The sequence below is a fragment of the Salinicoccus sp. Marseille-QA3875 genome, assembly GCF_054950095.1.
This window is the reverse complement of record NZ_CM143103.1, coordinates 976,491-992,404: the sequence shown is the minus strand read 5'-3', so window position 1 is coordinate 992,404 and position 15,914 is coordinate 976,491. Positions and strand designations below refer to the sequence as shown.

At 42.3% G+C, this 15,914-nt stretch carries 16 protein-coding genes; 13 read left to right on the top strand and 3 right to left on the bottom strand.

Going from position 1 to position 15,914, the window contains the following annotated elements:
- Window positions 1–17: 17 nt before the first annotated feature.
- The 4 genes from ACY8DT_RS05185 (at window position 18) to hpaD (ending at window position 5,095) form a co-directional block, all read left to right on the top strand.
- Window positions 18–722: a ferredoxin reductase domain-containing protein gene (locus tag ACY8DT_RS05185; RefSeq protein WP_462421856.1), complete on the top strand. Its 705-nt coding sequence runs from the start codon at window positions 18–20 to the stop codon at window positions 720–722.
- Window positions 723–898: 176 nt separating this feature from the next.
- The gene (locus ACY8DT_RS05180; RefSeq protein WP_462421855.1) at window positions 899–2,755 is read left to right on the top strand and encodes a V4R domain-containing protein; all 1,857 of its coding nucleotides are present in this window, start codon (window positions 899–901) and stop codon (window positions 2,753–2,755) included.
- A gap of 180 nt (window positions 2,756–2,935) precedes the next feature.
- Window positions 2,936–4,117, top strand: coding sequence for an acyl-CoA dehydrogenase family protein (locus ACY8DT_RS05175; RefSeq protein WP_462421854.1), 1,182 nt, complete (start codon window positions 2,936–2,938; stop codon window positions 4,115–4,117).
- Between the two features lie 24 nt (window positions 4,118–4,141).
- Window positions 4,142–5,095: a 3,4-dihydroxyphenylacetate 2,3-dioxygenase gene (gene hpaD / locus ACY8DT_RS05170; protein WP_462421853.1), complete on the top strand. Its 954-nt coding sequence runs from the start codon at window positions 4,142–4,144 to the stop codon at window positions 5,093–5,095.
- 206 nt (window positions 5,096–5,301) lie between these two features.
- Here the strand turns inward: hpaD and ACY8DT_RS05165 are convergent, their stop codons facing one another.
- Complete coding sequence (locus ACY8DT_RS05165; RefSeq protein ID WP_462420189.1) at window positions 5,302–6,615, bottom strand: IS1380 family transposase; 1,314 nt, start codon at window positions 6,613–6,615, stop codon at window positions 5,302–5,304.
- 189 nt (window positions 6,616–6,804) lie between these two features.
- Here ACY8DT_RS05165 and ACY8DT_RS05160 point away from each other — a divergent pair, with 189 nt between their 5' ends.
- The 9 genes from ACY8DT_RS05160 to ACY8DT_RS05120 all read left to right on the top strand — a co-directional run bounded on the left by ACY8DT_RS05160 (window position 6,805) and on the right by ACY8DT_RS05120 (window position 15,120).
- Complete coding sequence (locus tag ACY8DT_RS05160; protein WP_462421852.1) at window positions 6,805–7,656, top strand: alpha/beta fold hydrolase; 852 nt, start codon at window positions 6,805–6,807, stop codon at window positions 7,654–7,656.
- A 56-nt stretch (window positions 7,657–7,712) separates the two neighbouring features.
- Window positions 7,713–9,119 carry a xanthine/uracil/vitamin C permease gene (locus ACY8DT_RS05155; protein WP_462421851.1) on the top strand — a complete coding sequence of 469 codons (1,407 nt, stop codon included), beginning with the start codon at window positions 7,713–7,715 and terminating at the stop codon, window positions 9,117–9,119.
- A 12-nt stretch (window positions 9,120–9,131) separates the two neighbouring features.
- Window positions 9,132–9,614, top strand: coding sequence for a flavin reductase family protein (locus tag ACY8DT_RS05150; RefSeq protein WP_462421850.1), 483 nt, complete (start codon window positions 9,132–9,134; stop codon window positions 9,612–9,614).
- A 27-nt stretch (window positions 9,615–9,641) separates the two neighbouring features.
- Window positions 9,642–10,469 carry an FAD synthetase family protein gene (locus ACY8DT_RS05145; protein WP_462421849.1) on the top strand — a complete coding sequence of 276 codons (828 nt, stop codon included), beginning with the start codon at window positions 9,642–9,644 and terminating at the stop codon, window positions 10,467–10,469.
- A gap of 18 nt (window positions 10,470–10,487) precedes the next feature.
- Window positions 10,488–11,255 carry a 2-keto-4-pentenoate hydratase gene (locus ACY8DT_RS05140; protein ID WP_462421848.1) on the top strand — a complete coding sequence of 256 codons (768 nt, stop codon included), beginning with the start codon at window positions 10,488–10,490 and terminating at the stop codon, window positions 11,253–11,255.
- A 146-nt stretch (window positions 11,256–11,401) separates the two neighbouring features.
- The gene (locus tag ACY8DT_RS05135) at window positions 11,402–12,049 is read left to right on the top strand and encodes a pyridoxine/pyridoxamine 5'-phosphate oxidase (RefSeq protein ID WP_462421847.1); all 648 of its coding nucleotides are present in this window, start codon (window positions 11,402–11,404) and stop codon (window positions 12,047–12,049) included.
- 76 nt (window positions 12,050–12,125) lie between these two features.
- Window positions 12,126–13,445, top strand: a complete 1,320-nt coding sequence (gene merA, locus ACY8DT_RS05130; RefSeq protein ID WP_462421846.1) for a hypothiocyanous acid reductase MerA — start codon at window positions 12,126–12,128, stop codon at window positions 13,443–13,445.
- 158 nt (window positions 13,446–13,603) lie between these two features.
- Window positions 13,604–14,245, top strand: a complete 642-nt coding sequence (locus tag ACY8DT_RS05125) for a DUF1307 domain-containing protein (protein WP_462421845.1) — start codon at window positions 13,604–13,606, stop codon at window positions 14,243–14,245.
- A gap of 92 nt (window positions 14,246–14,337) precedes the next feature.
- Complete coding sequence (locus ACY8DT_RS05120) at window positions 14,338–15,120, top strand: ABC transporter ATP-binding protein (protein ID WP_462421844.1); 783 nt, start codon at window positions 14,338–14,340, stop codon at window positions 15,118–15,120.
- Between the two features lie 99 nt (window positions 15,121–15,219).
- Here the strand turns inward: ACY8DT_RS05120 and ACY8DT_RS05115 are convergent, their stop codons facing one another.
- Complete coding sequence (locus tag ACY8DT_RS05115; protein WP_462421843.1) at window positions 15,220–15,621, bottom strand: type II toxin-antitoxin system death-on-curing family toxin; 402 nt, start codon at window positions 15,619–15,621, stop codon at window positions 15,220–15,222.
- Window positions 15,618–15,869, bottom strand: a complete 252-nt coding sequence (locus tag ACY8DT_RS05110; protein WP_462421842.1) for an AbrB/MazE/SpoVT family DNA-binding domain-containing protein — start codon at window positions 15,867–15,869, stop codon at window positions 15,618–15,620. Before ACY8DT_RS05110 ends, ACY8DT_RS05115 begins: the two co-directional genes overlap by 4 nt.
- Window positions 15,870–15,914 lie beyond the last annotated feature (45 nt).

Here is a 15,914-nt window from a genome sequence, read left to right as displayed (position 1 = left end):
GATTAGGAGCGCTTAATATGGTTAAAATTTATTGGACGAAGATCAAAGATGTAGTTGAAGAGTCGCCTGAAACTAAAACATATATACTGGAGTGCCCTGAAGATTTCACATGGGAAGAAGGCGCGCATACGCACCTTGCTCTGGAAGGTTTCAATGCAGGAGAAAAACCGAACAGAAGTTTAATACGGCATATGTCCATCTGTACATTGCCAGACGAGAAAACGATAGGGATCACGACGCGTGTAAGGGCGCAGCGTTCAGAGTTCAAGCACCGTCTGGATGCGCTGGAAATAGGCGAGCAGGTGGCGTTGTTTAAAACACACTCGAATGTTCCACTGAAAAGAGAGGGTAAATCAGTTTACCTGTTATCTTCAGGTGTAGGAATCGCAACTTTCAGACCGCTGGTTCTCGATTATCTGAACAACTCTGATAAGGTTGAAAAAATATATTCACTCAATATAGATTCCTCTAAAAACTATCTGTTCCCGGATTTGTTCGTACCTGAGTCCAGCAATGGACTGACATCTGAGTTTATCGATAACCGAAGCGGTTATTACGAGCGGGTGAAACAGCTGGCGGAGGATAAAGAAGGACTCTTTTATGTTGTCGGCAGTGATGAATTCCTAAGTGAAAATATCGCGATTCTGCGTAACGAGGGTATTCAACCAGAACATATCATGCTGGATAAACACGAAAAATCGAGACAGGCACTCCTGATATAAATGTATAAAGTTTCAAGTGCTGGACTGAAATCTCAGTCTGGTATTTTTTTATTTGGCCCGAATATAATTGACAAAATGGAAAGCGTTTTCTAAACTGACTAATATCATGTTGACATTTCTGAAAATTAATAAGAAATTCTGACATACATCAAATAAATTTCTTTAGGGGTGGTTTAATGAAAGTTTCTGTAGGGGAGAATCGTGTTAAACCCATACGGGCAGAGGATACAAACAAGCTCAGGCTGTCCAAATCTTCAATGGGTATATTGCGTCAGAATATCGTTCAGCACATCGGTGGTTCCCGTCTGGCAAGTTTCCTGTTCCAGTTCGGCTGGGATATGGGTGTTCAGGACGCGAATGAACTGCTTAAAATAAAAAAGCCTTTGGAACAATACGTGGTTGACGGGCCGCAGGAACATATAAGAAATGGACATATAACAGGCATCGATCACAGATGTGATATCGAATATAACGAAGACGGCACTCTTAAAACACTGGTTGGAAGAGGTGAGTGGCACGGTTCCTATGAGGCAAAGGAACATCTATCCCGTCTGGGGCCGTCCGAGACACCCGTCTGCCACACATTGACCGGCTATTCGAGCGGTATGATGTCGACTATTTTCAATAAAGTGCTTATCGCCAAAGAAATCACTTGTGTTGCCCGCGGAGATCATGCATGTCAATGGATGATCAGACCGAAAGAAGACTGGAAGGGTGATGTGGATCATGTGCCTGTCGGGCTTATGGATAAAACGCCCATCATTAAAGAGCTTGAAGTGACATATGATCAGCTGTTGGAACAGACAGAGTTCATCACTTCCTTATCTGAATTTCAGAAAGAGTTGACTGAAGCAGTAGTAAACGGCAGAGATTTAAATTCGATAGTGATAAAAGCATATGAGTTTACCGATATGCCCCTGACGATTGATAACCTTGAATTTGAAACCATTACTTCTGCAGGGTTTTCAGCTGATGATGTAGAGGGTCTAAAACGTGACAGTGAAGTGGATATACCCAAGTTTCTTGTAGAAGAAAAAGGGAGATACTCGGTTCCATTTCAACAATACGTACACGAAACTGAACATTATCACCGGGTGATCGTCCCAATCGTCGTTGAAAAGGAAATACTCGGATACTGTTCGACAATTACCGGTCCGCGGACACACTCGAACTATCATGAGGAGCATTTATATTTGGATCATCTGGCCAATACTGTCGCTCTGATTATGCAGAATGAAAAAGCGAAAATCGAAACGCTTGGCCGTATGAAAGGTCATTATTTAGAGCAGGTCATCCATAAAGAAGGATCTAAGTCAGAGTTGCTGCGAAGGGGCAAATATATCGGAGTCGATTTTGATGATCCATATTTAATATTCGTTCTGGATGCAGCTAAACCTTTTGATTCGATTGAAGAAGAGTTTTCATTTCAGGAGAAAGTACAGGAGGAAACATATACATACTTCAAAAAATTAAACAAAACGGTATTGACGGCAATCATTAATGACAGAGTCATCACGATGGTCATGTCACCTGAAAAGATGACTGGAGCAGTCAAGGAATACAAGAAAAGGGTTGAAAAAATCTCCGGCAATGGACTGGTGATCGGCATCAGCAATGTGAATAAAGGTATAGAGAATACAGGCAAAGTCATGGAAGAAGCGGTCATCGCGAGTCGTCTCGCTGTCCAGAATGAAGTGGTTTTTTATAAAGAACTGGGTATAGTCGGGGCACTGATTAACGCCAACAACAAGAAAAGTATCGAGTACATTGCGGATGAAGAATTGAAAGGTCTCCAGGATACTGAAGGTAATATAAACAATGAGTTGTTAAAAACACTCTATTACTTCTTATCAAATGGAGGCAATTTAAAGAACACCTCTGCAGACCTGGCATTATCAATGAGCGGGCTGAGACACCGTATTCAAAAAATAGAAGAGCTGCTTGAAAAGGATTTAAGAGACCCGAATGTCAGCAATCATCTGCTGCTCATCATAAAAGCAGTCATAGTACTTAAAGAAGTCGACCTGTCATAAGGCGGCTTCTTTTTATTGACACAGTACTTTGATTAATAAATCACAATGTGACAAAAAGTGTTCATTTCATATTGAATGTCTGACATTCAGTGTTCTAGTTTTCTGAAAATTCATCGGCTACAATGGGAAACATAGTTGAAACCGCATACAAAACAGAAAATTAAAAAAGGAGTTTTGAAAATGACACAATCAGTTGAAAATTATTCTGCATTGACAGAAGAAGAGCTAATAGAAGGTGCTAAGCGAGTCGGTGCACTTGCTGAAGAGAAAGCACAGGAAGCTGAAGAAAATGCGAGTGTCTCGCCAGAAGTCGTCGAACTGATGAAAGAAGTGGGAATTACGAAAATGATGATTCCTAAAAACCAAGGTGGACCGGGTGTAGATTTAAGAACATTTGTTAAAGTGCTCCGCACAGTTTCTAATTACAACTTATCTGCGGCATGGTTATCATTCTTATATCCGCTTCATAATATGCTTCCGGCATACCTGCCTCAGGAAGGACAGGATGAAATTTACGAACACGGCGGACTGATCGCAGATATCTTCGCAGCAATTGGTGAAGGTGAACGTGTAGAAGGCGGTTATATCATTAGCGGTAAATGGAGCTTTGTAAGTGGCGTCAATCATGCTGACTGGGTCGGTGTTGGATTGAAAGTGGAGAATGAAAAGGGAGAAAAAGAATTCATTCTGCCGATCGTCCCGAGAAACGAACTTCAAGTTGTTGAAAACTGGGATACTTTCGGTTTAAGAGGAAGCGGAAGCAACCAGGTTGTACTGGAAAATGTATTTGTTCCCGATTCAAGAATTTTCAAAGTGGCTGAAGCTGAAGAAACAAGAAGACCGCCTATTGAAAATTATGAAAAAGATTATCCGTTCTATCACAAGCCGTTATTCCCTACATTCTATTTCGGTTTCCCGGTAATGGCTGTAGGCGCTGCAGAAAGAATGATAGAAGAGTTTAAAAAGCAGACTGAGAAAAGATACCGTCTGATGGATGGCATCCGTGAAAGTGAATCGCCAAGAAGCCAGCGTGTAGTTGCAGAAATATCCCAGGACTTTCTTGCTGCGGAAGCGATGCTCGATAAATATATCGACCTGCTGGAAGATTATGAAAAAGACGGCTGTAAGACTGATAACTCAGAGTTCTTTGCAATCCGTACCAAGCTGATCAAACTATGTGTGGATATCGGCATGAGAATCATCTTAACGCTGGGCGGCGGTGCACTTTATAAAGGCGGTCCGATAGAATTATTCTTCAGAGACCTTGTTTCGCTTGCCACACATAAAACATCGTTGAATGAAGATGCAGTAGCAGCATATGGACAAGAACTATTCGGATTTGACAGCGGAGTCAGAGGTTAAAAATTAAATAAAGGGTGAAAAGCTATGATTTTAAGACTTGGACAAATAGAGTTATACGTTTCAGATTTAGATAGATCAGAGAAATTTTATGTGGATACTTTAGGATTCATCAAAGTGGACAGAACAGACAGCAGTCTATATCTGAAAGCGACAGATGAATTTGATACTCATACATTGGTACTTACGAAGAATGAAGAAGCAGCACTTGCAAACTTCGGTTTAAGAGTTTCGAGTGAAGAGTATTTAGATGAACTTGAAGCACTGCATCAAGAAATGGGTATTGAAACTGAAATGATCGAAGGCGTGCATCCAGGCCGCGGCCGTACGCTGCGTGTAGCAGAACCGAGCGGACACCCGGTGGAATTCTATCATTCCATGAAACAGGTTGATGTCGGAGAAGGCAGAGCCGGCGTTGAAAAACTGCCAATGAGAAATACACATGTCTTCAATGGTATTCCGCCGGTTCGGATCGACCACATGAACCTTCGTGTGAAAAGTGTTGACGAAGCTTGGGAATATTGGGAAAAGATTGGTTTCAGCATTTCTGAATATGTTCAGGACGGCGATGAAAAATTTGCTGCATGGACAAGGGCGAAAACATCAACACATGATGTGGCGCTTGTTAAACAGGAGGAAACTGCACTTCACCATATCGCGTATATCGTTGACGGTGTATCGGCAGTTGTAAGAACAGCAGATTTACTTGCTGATGCCGGTTATCGTGACTCAGTTGAATATGGTCCGGGACGCCACGGCGTATCCAATGCATTCTTCTTATACATCCGTGACCCTGACGGCCATAGAATCGAAATCTATTCCGGTGACTACAACCGTGATCAGGATCTTACGCCAATCGGCTGGACGAAAGAAGATTATGATTCAAAAGGCAGATTATGGTGGGGCCCGGCGGTACCGGATGCGTTCTTTGAAACGACACCTGTGAACAAAAACTGGGTAGGTTCGAAAGTTAATAATTAGGCCTGAATTATTCATACTTCCCAGTTGAACCGTCAATTGCTTCAAAATTATATGATTCCTAATATTTTTCTATTTGCTTGGCAAAATCAAAGTGATTTTCTTGTTTTGAACAACATTTCAGAACGAATTTCTAAAACGGATCTGTTTTTGGACAGACTACACCCTTGGTCTAACATCAGTGTTTAAAAAATGGATGCCTGCCGCATTCACTCCAGTTTCAGTCTCTGAATCCGCCGGAGTACCTGGTCGAAAAAATCCTTGTATACAAAACTGCTGGACAATTTAAATTGAAGAGACCGGGCGGATTTCACGAGTTTACTGGCCACCTTGATGATGCGTATCCGGATGGTCTCAATCTGCATGGTCTGTTGGCCGTCTGGAAAGCAGAGGGTGCGCAGCCAGTTCGTCAGATTGTAGGCCAACAGACTGAGCATCATTTTCGCTGCATTGATCCGGAAGGTATGGCTGTCCATCTTGTCCATCCGGAAGCCATTCTTGGCTTCTTTGATGTAGTTCTCCATCGTACCGCGCTTGTTGTAAACCTTGACGATATTCTCTGGCGAAAAGGCATCACCAAGATTTGTGATGAAAAATGAATGCGTGAAAAACAGTTCATTCGCCGGGCGGACCGACTGAACAATCACTGTTCTCGGTTTGGACCAAGATTTCGCTTGATACTCCGTGGCTTCGAAATGATATTCCGTCTCTGTAATGTCAGACGCTGTGGCCGGAGACATTTCATCCGCGATTCGCTGAAGAATGGCATTGGATTTCAGGCGGATGATGTAAGCGACCGACTCCGTTTCACATAACTCATACAACGCCGGCACGGCGAAACCGCTATCCCCGCGGAGGAATGGTGTCGTTGCCGGAAACTTTTCATTGTAGTGAGCAATGAGCGGCTGTACAAAATCGACGACCCCATTGGAGGTATACACATTGCCCGACCGCAGTTTGACTTTGAGAAAATCCCCCGTCATCCCATCAAACGCAATGATAGGATGAAAACCGACCGTGTTGTAATGCGTGTTGTAGGCCGCATCCTCCTGGGCGCCATATGTATCCGCATGGGTGGAATCCAAGTCGATGATGAGCGCTTCCGACTGGCGGTGCGCATGGACTTTATCCAACAGTGTCTGATTGGCACGGTCCAGCTGCTCAATGCTTGTGTCATCAAAACGGGACCAGAACCGTGATAGACTGGGCTGAGACGCCAATGCATCGGACCCGAGGATTTGTGTAAACACTGGATCTGTCGTCAGATGGTCGGCACTATCATCTTCTGCATAGCCGGCGATTATTTGATACAGCTTCTGACGCAACAGATTTGCATTGGAATGGATGTGGTACAGCCGGTCGTCTTTCAAGTGCAGATGTTGGTTAATCGTCTTTGAGAATCCGATTGTTTCATCGAATTCCCGGAAGAGGAAACTGCCCGTATCCGATGACAGTGCACCGCCGTCGTTTGAAAGTTTGATCTTGCGATTGAAATCCAGTGAGATTTGCGGTAAAGTAGCCATTATAAGAACCCTTTCTGATGGTTATTTGGTAGTGCTTTAACCTTATCAGAATTGGGTTCTTTTTTCACTTTTCAAGTAAATGGCCATTCCCTTGAAAAGCCAGTGAAACCGGCATTAATTGCCTGTTAATGATTTTCTATGAATAATTCAGGTTAGGATATAAAAATTTATTGTGGAGGTTTTTTATTTATGTCACTTTGGACAGAAGTACAAGATACAGAGTTTAGATTATTTTATTTGGATGCTAACGGTGTAAAAACACGTGTTCTCGAAGCAGGAGAAGGAGAACCGCTTATTTTACTTCACGGTACGGGCGGTCACATCGAGGCGTACGGTAAAAATGTAAAAGGTCTTGCAGAGCATTTTAAATTGTATGTTGTAGATATGCTGGGTCACGGTTATACAGATAAGCCCGACAAACCGTACGGCATTGATGCATACAGTGACCATCTGTTTGATGTGATAAAAGCTCTGGGTCATGAAAAAGTATTTTTATCCGGCGAATCACTTGGAGGCTGGGTATCCGGCTGGTTTGCAGCAGAGCATCCGGAATACGTTAAGGCAATGGTGCTTAACACTCCGGGTAACGTAAACAGCGATCCTGAAGTAATGGAGAAGCTAAAGGCCTCTACTTTAAAAGCAGTACTTGAAGCGAACTATGAAAACGTAAAAACGCGTCTGGAGTGGCTGATGTACGATAAAAGCGTCGTGACGGATGAATTGATTCAGGTCCGCTATGATATTTACACTCAGCCTTCATATCAGAAAGCAGTGCATAACATTGTTTATCTGCAGGAGCCGGAAGCAAGAAAGCAGTATATCTGGGATCCTTCCTGGTGCAGCAAAATTCAGGCGCCGACACTTCTTGCCTGGACGGATCATGACCCGACTTCGACCGTAGAACAGGCAGGACCGATTAAAGAGATGATTCCCGGAGCAGAACTGACTGTGATCAAAGATGCAGGTCATTGGCCGCAGTGGGAGCAGGTGGAAGAATTTAACCGAGTAATTATCGATTTCCTGGAGCCATATAAAGACTAAAAAAATGTCCTGGATGAGAATCTCATCCGGGACAGACTATCAAGGGGGAAATTGATATGAGCTTCTATAAAAGAAAAGATGGAGAAGAGCAGCCGTATTGGCCGTTAGGCTCACTGAAAATCAGATTGCCATTCTTACATTACAGAATTGAGAAAGCGGAGTTCTTTCAAGGTCTGGTTTTATTTACAGCAGGTCTAAGTATGGTCGAAATCATGACCAGTTTTATGGGGATATCATTCAGCGCGGCGGTGACGATAACAGTCATCAACCAATTGTTGATGCTGCTGCCCTCATCAATGGGGGTTCCGTTCGTATCGGGGTTCATTACTGCGCTCATCCCTCTGATTGTAGTATTTCTGCAGGGTTATGAGACAGGCACTGAAGCGGTTCACGCCATCATTGCAGTACAGATTGTACTTGCCTTGATATATTTCATATTTGCATTCGGCGGCGTTGGCGAGAAGGTAGTGGTAAAACTGCCGAATTCATTAAAAGCGGGGATATTAATAGGCGCTGGTATCGCAGCTATCATGACAGAACTTGAGCCCGGAGGAAGAATGTCAGAAACTCCGATTGCAATCACTGTCGGGGCCATCCTCTGTCTGTTCACAATGTTCTCGATGTTCTTTAAAAAGGTTACGAAAAGTCACAACTGGGTTAAAAATATTGCGAACTACGGTATTTTGCCGGCAATACTGGTTGCGATTGTTGTTGGTGTACTGGTGGGAGAATATAATGTTCCGGCAATCGAGTGGGGCATTACACCTCTTGCGTTCCAGGAAGTATGGGCCATCACTCCGTTTGTAATCGGTTTACCCAGCATTGAGATGTTCATCCAGGCGATTCCAATTGCAATCATGGCATATATCATTGCCTACGGTGACATTATAGTCGGGGACCAGTTGATTAAGCGGGCAGAGAAGGCAAGACCTGACGAAAAAATCAGTTACACATTCAGTAATCTGCATAAGATTACAGCATTAAGAAACTTGTTAAATGCATTTATCGCACCGCATCCCGGCATGTCCGGGCCGATTTTTACAGCGGGGACTGCCTCGGTTGCAGAACGTTATACTTACGGTAAAAAATCTATGGATTCCATTTATTCTGGTGCGAACACGATGCTGATTGCTTTTACAGCAGGAATATTGATACTGCCCATCGTGTCATTTTTCACACCTTTTTTACCAATAGCATTATCTCTGACGCTGATACTGACAGGATACTTATGTATTACCATCGGGATGAAGCAGGTCAGCAATGAAAATGAGATGGGCGTAGCGGGTATGATGGCCATCATACTTGCTTTGTATGGGGCAGCGCCTGCACTTGTGTCAGGATTTGTTCTTTATTTCCTTATCCAGAAGACGAATATTCTTGGTAAAGATAATGAAGAGAGCGTCGAGACAGAAGAAGAAATTAACAATACAATTACTAATAAAGTTAGCGAAGAATCTAATTAGGAGGAATATTCCATGGAAGACGGTAGATTATTTAGAAACGCAATGGGGAAATTTGCAACTGGTGTAAACGTTATAGCTACAGAAGTTGATGGTGAAACTTACGGCATGACTGCAAATGCATTCATGTCAGTGTCACTTGATCCAAAGCTGATTGTCATCTCAGTCGGAGATAAGGCGAATATGCTTGAACGCATCAGAAAGAGCGGAAAGTTTTCAGTCAACGTTCTGTCATGTGATCAGCAGGATGAATCGATGAGATTCGCAGGACAAAAAGCGTTCGAAGATAAGTTTGAATTCGACAGGCTTGCAGATGTGCCTGTTGTTAAAAACGCTTTATGCCAGCTGTCATGTGAAGTATATAATGAACACACTGAAGGTGATCACGTGTTATTTATCGGTAAGGTTAACGAGTTTGAAGTTGTTGACGGCGAGCCGTTAATCTTCAATTGCGGTAAGTATAGAAATTTAGAACTGGTTGAAGAAACTGTTAAGTAAGCCAACTTTTTAATGGAGGCGTTTTACATGGAAGTCATTTTTATCAATGAAGAAAATCTTGGATATTGGCAGAGTCAGGCTAAGGAAAATGTTGTCGCATTGGGCTTTTTCGACGGTGTTCATAAAGGGCACGAAAAAGTGATTGAAACAGCTAAAGATGAAGCGGAAAAACGCGGTGTATCAACAAATGTCATGAGCTTTTTCCCTCATCCCAGAGAAGTGTTGACCGCCAACAAGGATAAAGTAGATTATTTAATTCCACTGGAAGAAAAGATCAGAGTGCTTGAGACTTTGGATGTGGATACTTTATATATCATTGATTTCACGAAGACTTTCGCTTCATTGTCTCCAGAAGAGTATGTCGAGGAGTATTTGATGAACTTAAATACTCAGCATGCGGTTGCCGGGTATGACTTTTCATATGGATTCAAAGGTGCCGGCAGTATTGATACCATTTTTAGTGATTCAGGGTATGAGGTTTCAACGACGACAGTACAGAAAGTCGAGTATCAGGGTGAGAAGATCAGTTCCACCAGAATACGCAAGGCCATTGCTGATGGACAAATGTCGGAATTGACGAATATGATCGGCAGACTGTACCGTACATGTTTAAATGTCAAAGACGGTTATATGGAACTGGAAGATTATTATATGCTGCCTTGTGATGGCATCTACGATGTTTCAATAGATATCGGCGGTATAAAGTACGATAGTCAGATTCACGTAGATAACCATGACCGCAGAATCTATTTCACAAAAAGATGTCTGATGAACAAGATTAATCATAAAAACATCAGTATTATCTGGAAGAATAAAGTGGCATCAAGCACAAAATATCAACTGGTGGCAAACTAGAAAGGTGAGTCATGGATTATGGATGTGAAACAGCTTGGATTAGATATATACAATGCAGAAAAAGACAGAACACCTATAGAAAGTTTTACAGATCGGTATCCTGATATGACGGAGAAAGAAGCGTATGGCGTACAGCTTGCTTATGTAGACAACCGTCATAATGATGGCGCTGAAATCGTCGGTAAAAAAATCGGTCTCACCAGCGAAGCGATGCAGGAGATGCTTGGCGTGGACAAGCCGGACTATGGTCATATATTTGATGATATGGTGTTTGATTCCACAATCAACAGTGAATCATTCATCTGGCCGAGAGTCGAGTTTGAGATCGGCTTTAAGTTGAAAAAAGATATCGACAGTAATGACATATCCATGGACACTGTCATTGACGCCATCGATTATGCACTGCCTGTCGCAGAGCTTATTGACAGCCGTATAAAAGACTGGAAAATAAAGTTCGAAGATACGGTTTCGGATAATGGTTCATCGGCTGGCATGGTCATCGGTGATGGACAGAAAAACCTGTCTGACATAGACCTTCCGAACGTCAAGATAGAAGTTTTCAAAAATGATGAGAAGCTGGATGAAGGTTATGGCTCAGCTGTACTTGGTAACCCGCTCGAAGCTGTAGTGTGGCTGGCTCAATCCTTAAGTGAATATGATATTTCTTTGAAAAAAGGTGAATTCATACTTGCCGGTGCATTGACGAAAGCAGTTGATATTGAAAAAGGCGACCGCTTTAAGGCAACTTTTGAAAACCTGGGTGAAGTCAGTCTGGTTGTTGAGTAATATTATAGAATAAAGAACACTGTGCAGAATTATCACTGCATGGTGTTTTTTATTTTAAAGGATTTCATAGTGTATGCATCGATATATATACTGTAAAATTATAATTTACCTAGTATCATAATATTTAATGTGAGGAGAGATATCATATGGATATAAAGAAGCTGATTTATAAAAATCCTCCCCTGTCGGGGGACTATCCTGAATTCAAAATTGAGGATGCACCGGGCAATCCGCTGGACACTTTTTATGAGTGGTTCGATCAGGCTGTGGATGCGGAAGTATTGGAGCCGAGTGCATTCATCTTCAGTACGGCGGACGCGCAAGGTTCTCCAAGTGCCCGGATTGTGAATCTGCGGGATATGGACAAAGAAGGTTTTATTATCGGCTCGAATTCTGAAAGCCGCAAAGGTCTGGACATGGAAAATAATAAGAATGTGGCGATGACATTTTACTGGCGTGAAGTCGGCAGGCAGATTCGGGTGACAGGAAGTGTGGTCATTGCCGATGAAGAAGAGAACAGAGCGGACTTCATCAATCGGAATAATACATCGAAAGCACTGTCGATTATCGCTAAGCAGAGTGCGGAACTGGAGAGTTTGGACGAACTGGACCGGGAGATGCAGCATGCGATGGAATTAGTTGAAAACGAGAAAGAAGCCTATAAAACATGGACAATATATAAAGTGAAGCCTGAAAAGATGGAGTTCTTCCAGGCGAGGAAAGATCTGGCGCACACCCGCCTTGAGTACGAAAAGATTCGAGGAAGATGGCATAAACACCTGCTCTGGCCGTAGACTATACGCTCCGCCGGGTTTTGAATCACACATACCGGGAATATTAATAGTATTGATTATTAATGGAGGGTGTTAAATGAGTTATGACATAATTATTATTGGTTTTGGTAAAGCCGGTAAGACTTTGGCGGGCGCTCTCGGCAATGGCGGTAAAAAAGTGGCTCTTATTGAAAAGAGCAGCAAAATGTACGGCGGTGCGTGTATCAACATCGCCTGCATCCCTTCGAAAACACTGATTGAAGAAGCCGGACGAGGCGAATCCTTTAAAGATGCGATGGACAGAAAAATTGACGTTGTGAATGGGTTGAATAAAAAGAACTACGCTAATCTGGCAGACAACGAAAACGTTGATGTATATACGAATACAGCACGTTTCAAAGATAATAAAACTGTTGAAATATTAGACGGCGACAACGTTAAAGAAGAACTTACAGCAGAGACGATTGTCATCAATACAGGTGCAAAAAGCAATATACCAGGTATTGAAGGTATAGACACTACTAAAAATATTTTTGATTCAGAAGGCATTATGGAGCTGGATCATCAGCCGGATTCACTGGTTGTCCATGGTGCGGGGTACGTATCCTTGGAGTTCATCTCTTTATTCACCAAATTAGGGACGAAGGTGACGGTCATCGACAGATCAGAGCATGTGCTGATTAAAGAAGATAAAGATATCGGCACAGCTGTATATGATGATCTGGTGGAAGCGGGAGTCGAATTCGTGAGCGGCACGGAAACGACGAAAGTTTCCAATGATGGTGACTCAGTGCTGGTTGAAACGGACAACGGAAAATTTAAGGCAGACGCCATGCTGGTGGCCACTGGACGTGTACCAAACACGGGCAGTCTTTCTGTGGAGAATGCCGGCGTGACGCTGGATGATGACGGCGCAGTGGAAGTGAATGGTAACCTGCAGACATCCGCAGAAAACATTTACGCTGTCGGCGATGTAAAAGGCGGCATGCAGTTTACGTACATTTCACTCGATGATTTCAGAATCGTTTACGACCAGCTGAAAGGTGACGGTAAGCGGACAACTGAAAATCGCGGCGCAGTGCCATATACGGTATTCATCGACCCGCCATTTTCGAGAGTCGGCATGACAGCTTCACAGGCGAAGAAAAAAGGCCATGAAGTGGTTGAAGGTAAAGTGCCTGTAAAAGAAATCCCGCGTCATAAAGTCAATAATGATGAACGCGGCGTCTTCAAGGCGGTCGTCGATAAAGATACGGATAAAGTACTCGGCGCCAGTCTTTATGGTAAAAGCTCCGAAGAAATCATCAATATCGTCAAACTTGCAATCGACCATGATATTACCGCAACGGCTTTGAAAAATAATATATATACCCATCCGACGATGGCAGAATCATTTAACAACCTGTTTGACGTATAAAATTTAAAACTGCAGAAAATCATGAAGGTTTTCTGCAGTTTTTTGTTGTCATGAGTTTTGTTGAATAGATATAGGGCAAATATAGATTATATTGATTATGGAATATTTTAATGATAGATTTGAAACGTGTTTTTTATTTCAATCGGAGGAGAGTTCTTATGAAACGACTATTTAAACTGTTTACTATTTGCGGGATGGCCCTGGTTATCACAGCCTGTGGAAATGGTGAAGAAGAAACAGATACCAGCGATGAAGCTGAGACTGAAGAAAGTGAATCGGCAGAGGACGGTCCCGGAGAACCTGTATCAGACGAGGAAGAAATAGAAGATGAGGGTGCCGACTCAGAAAACAGTACTGAACAAGAGAACTCAGAAGCTGCTGCCGGTGAGGAAGCAGCATCCGGAGAAGAACAGTCAAAAACATTCATTATGGAAGAAGAAGGTTACATGAACGAGTTGGTCTACTATCATATTGATGATGAAGTTCAAAGACAGACTTCAGAAAGTGAAATTACTTATGAAGCTCTGGCTGTAGAAAATGAAGATGAAGCGAGAAGCTTACTGGAAGAAGAATCTGTGGATTACAGCAGTGTTGACGGTGTGGAACATAGTATAGAGTACAGTGATGATGGGATTGTCGAAATGTTAGAAGTTGACTATACTGTCGCAGATCTTGGTGAAATCGCGAATCTTGAAGGCGCTGAATTTGACGAAGAGGCAGAAGATGCTCAGTTTATCAGCATGGAACAATCTGAAGAGCAATTAGTAAGTGCCGGTTATGAACTGGCTGAAGATGAATAATAGCTATTAATTTGAAGATGGGAGCCTCCTGTCTTCTTTTTTTATGTGAAATTGACTATGATAGGGATAAACATCTAACGGGAGTGATACATATGGATAAGATTATAAATATCAAAGATGTGAAATGGATTAAGGGTGGACAGGAAATTCTAAAGGATATCAACTGGATGATAAATAGCGGTGAACATTGGGCGGTCCTTGGGTTGAACGGGTCCGGTAAAACATCTTTGCTGAACATTGTGACAGGTTATAATTATCCGACCATGGGTGATGTCACTATACTCGACACGACTTTTGGGAAAGCGAGCATCCCTGAAATGCGTAAGAGAATCGGTGTGGTTTCAACTGCACTGGAAAGATTCGATGCAACTTTAAACAACCAGACGGTGGAAGATATCGTGCTCAGCGGGAAATTTTCTTCATTTGGAATTTACAGAGAAGTGACTGAAGATGACCGACGGAAAGCGGAAAGTATAATGACTGACTTGAGACTGGATTATTTGAATGGTCAATATTACAGGACATTGTCTCAAGGTGAAAAAAGACGGGCGATCATCGGTCGGGCACTGATGACCAATCCAGAGCTTCTCATACTGGATGAACCATGTTCGGGTCTTGATATATTATCGCGTGAGGATGTGCTCGGCATCACGCAAAATATTAAAGAGCGTGAAAGCCACCTGATCTATGTCACCCACCACATTGAAGAAATCACGGATGTCATCACCCACGTATTATTGATGAAAGACGGCGAGGCTGTAGTCAGCGGTAAAAAAGAAGATGTACTGACGTCGGAGAATTTAAGTGATATTTATAAAACCCCGGTGAAAGTCCATTGGGAAAATAAACGCCCATGGCTGTCAATTTCCAATTGATGAATATACAATCCATCACTGTCGTTGGATAAATGGCATCTTAATATTCTGATGATAAAATTTTTCCTGAATCCATTTCCAGATTAATTGGAAATGGGTTCATATTTTTTCAGTATGATTTTTAATCATTGAAATAATTTCTACGAACGTATATTTATGATTCACTACATCGACCGTAAAATCCTGCTCATCTTCTATTCCCATATTCCACCTGTAGCCATTCAGCTTTAAAAATATAATCAGTGAGGCTAAGGCTGTGGGTTTATCCGCATTGAAAAAAGCATGATTTTTGGCTGTTGATTCAAAAAGTGCAGCTGCTTTTTCATGGATTGTGGGATAAGCGTCACGTCTAAAAGCCGACTGCTTGGGACGATTTAATGCAGAGTCGAGCAGATCAGGTTCTTTTACTCCCATTGGTTCATTCGGAGAGTAGAGACTGATTTGTATAGTATTTATAGCAATGACCTGGTTTGTTGTCAGATAGACAACCTCCTCCATCATCTGTCAACCAATCCTTTGAATGCTTTGTCATGTTCTTTGATTACATCATTTAATACATCCATGAATTCGGCATCAACACCTTCAGGAAGATCTATGATTTCTTTTTTTCTTAAAATGATTTTCCCCTCTTCACGCTCTATTTGAATATTGCCCCCGTATGTTAATCCGGTTTCTTTTAGTAGATCAACAGGAAGAGAGACCCCATAACTGTTACCTATTTTAGTCACTTTTCTTTCGTATTTTTTCATAAAATCGCATCCACGTTATAATTGTTATAACGATTATACATGGAT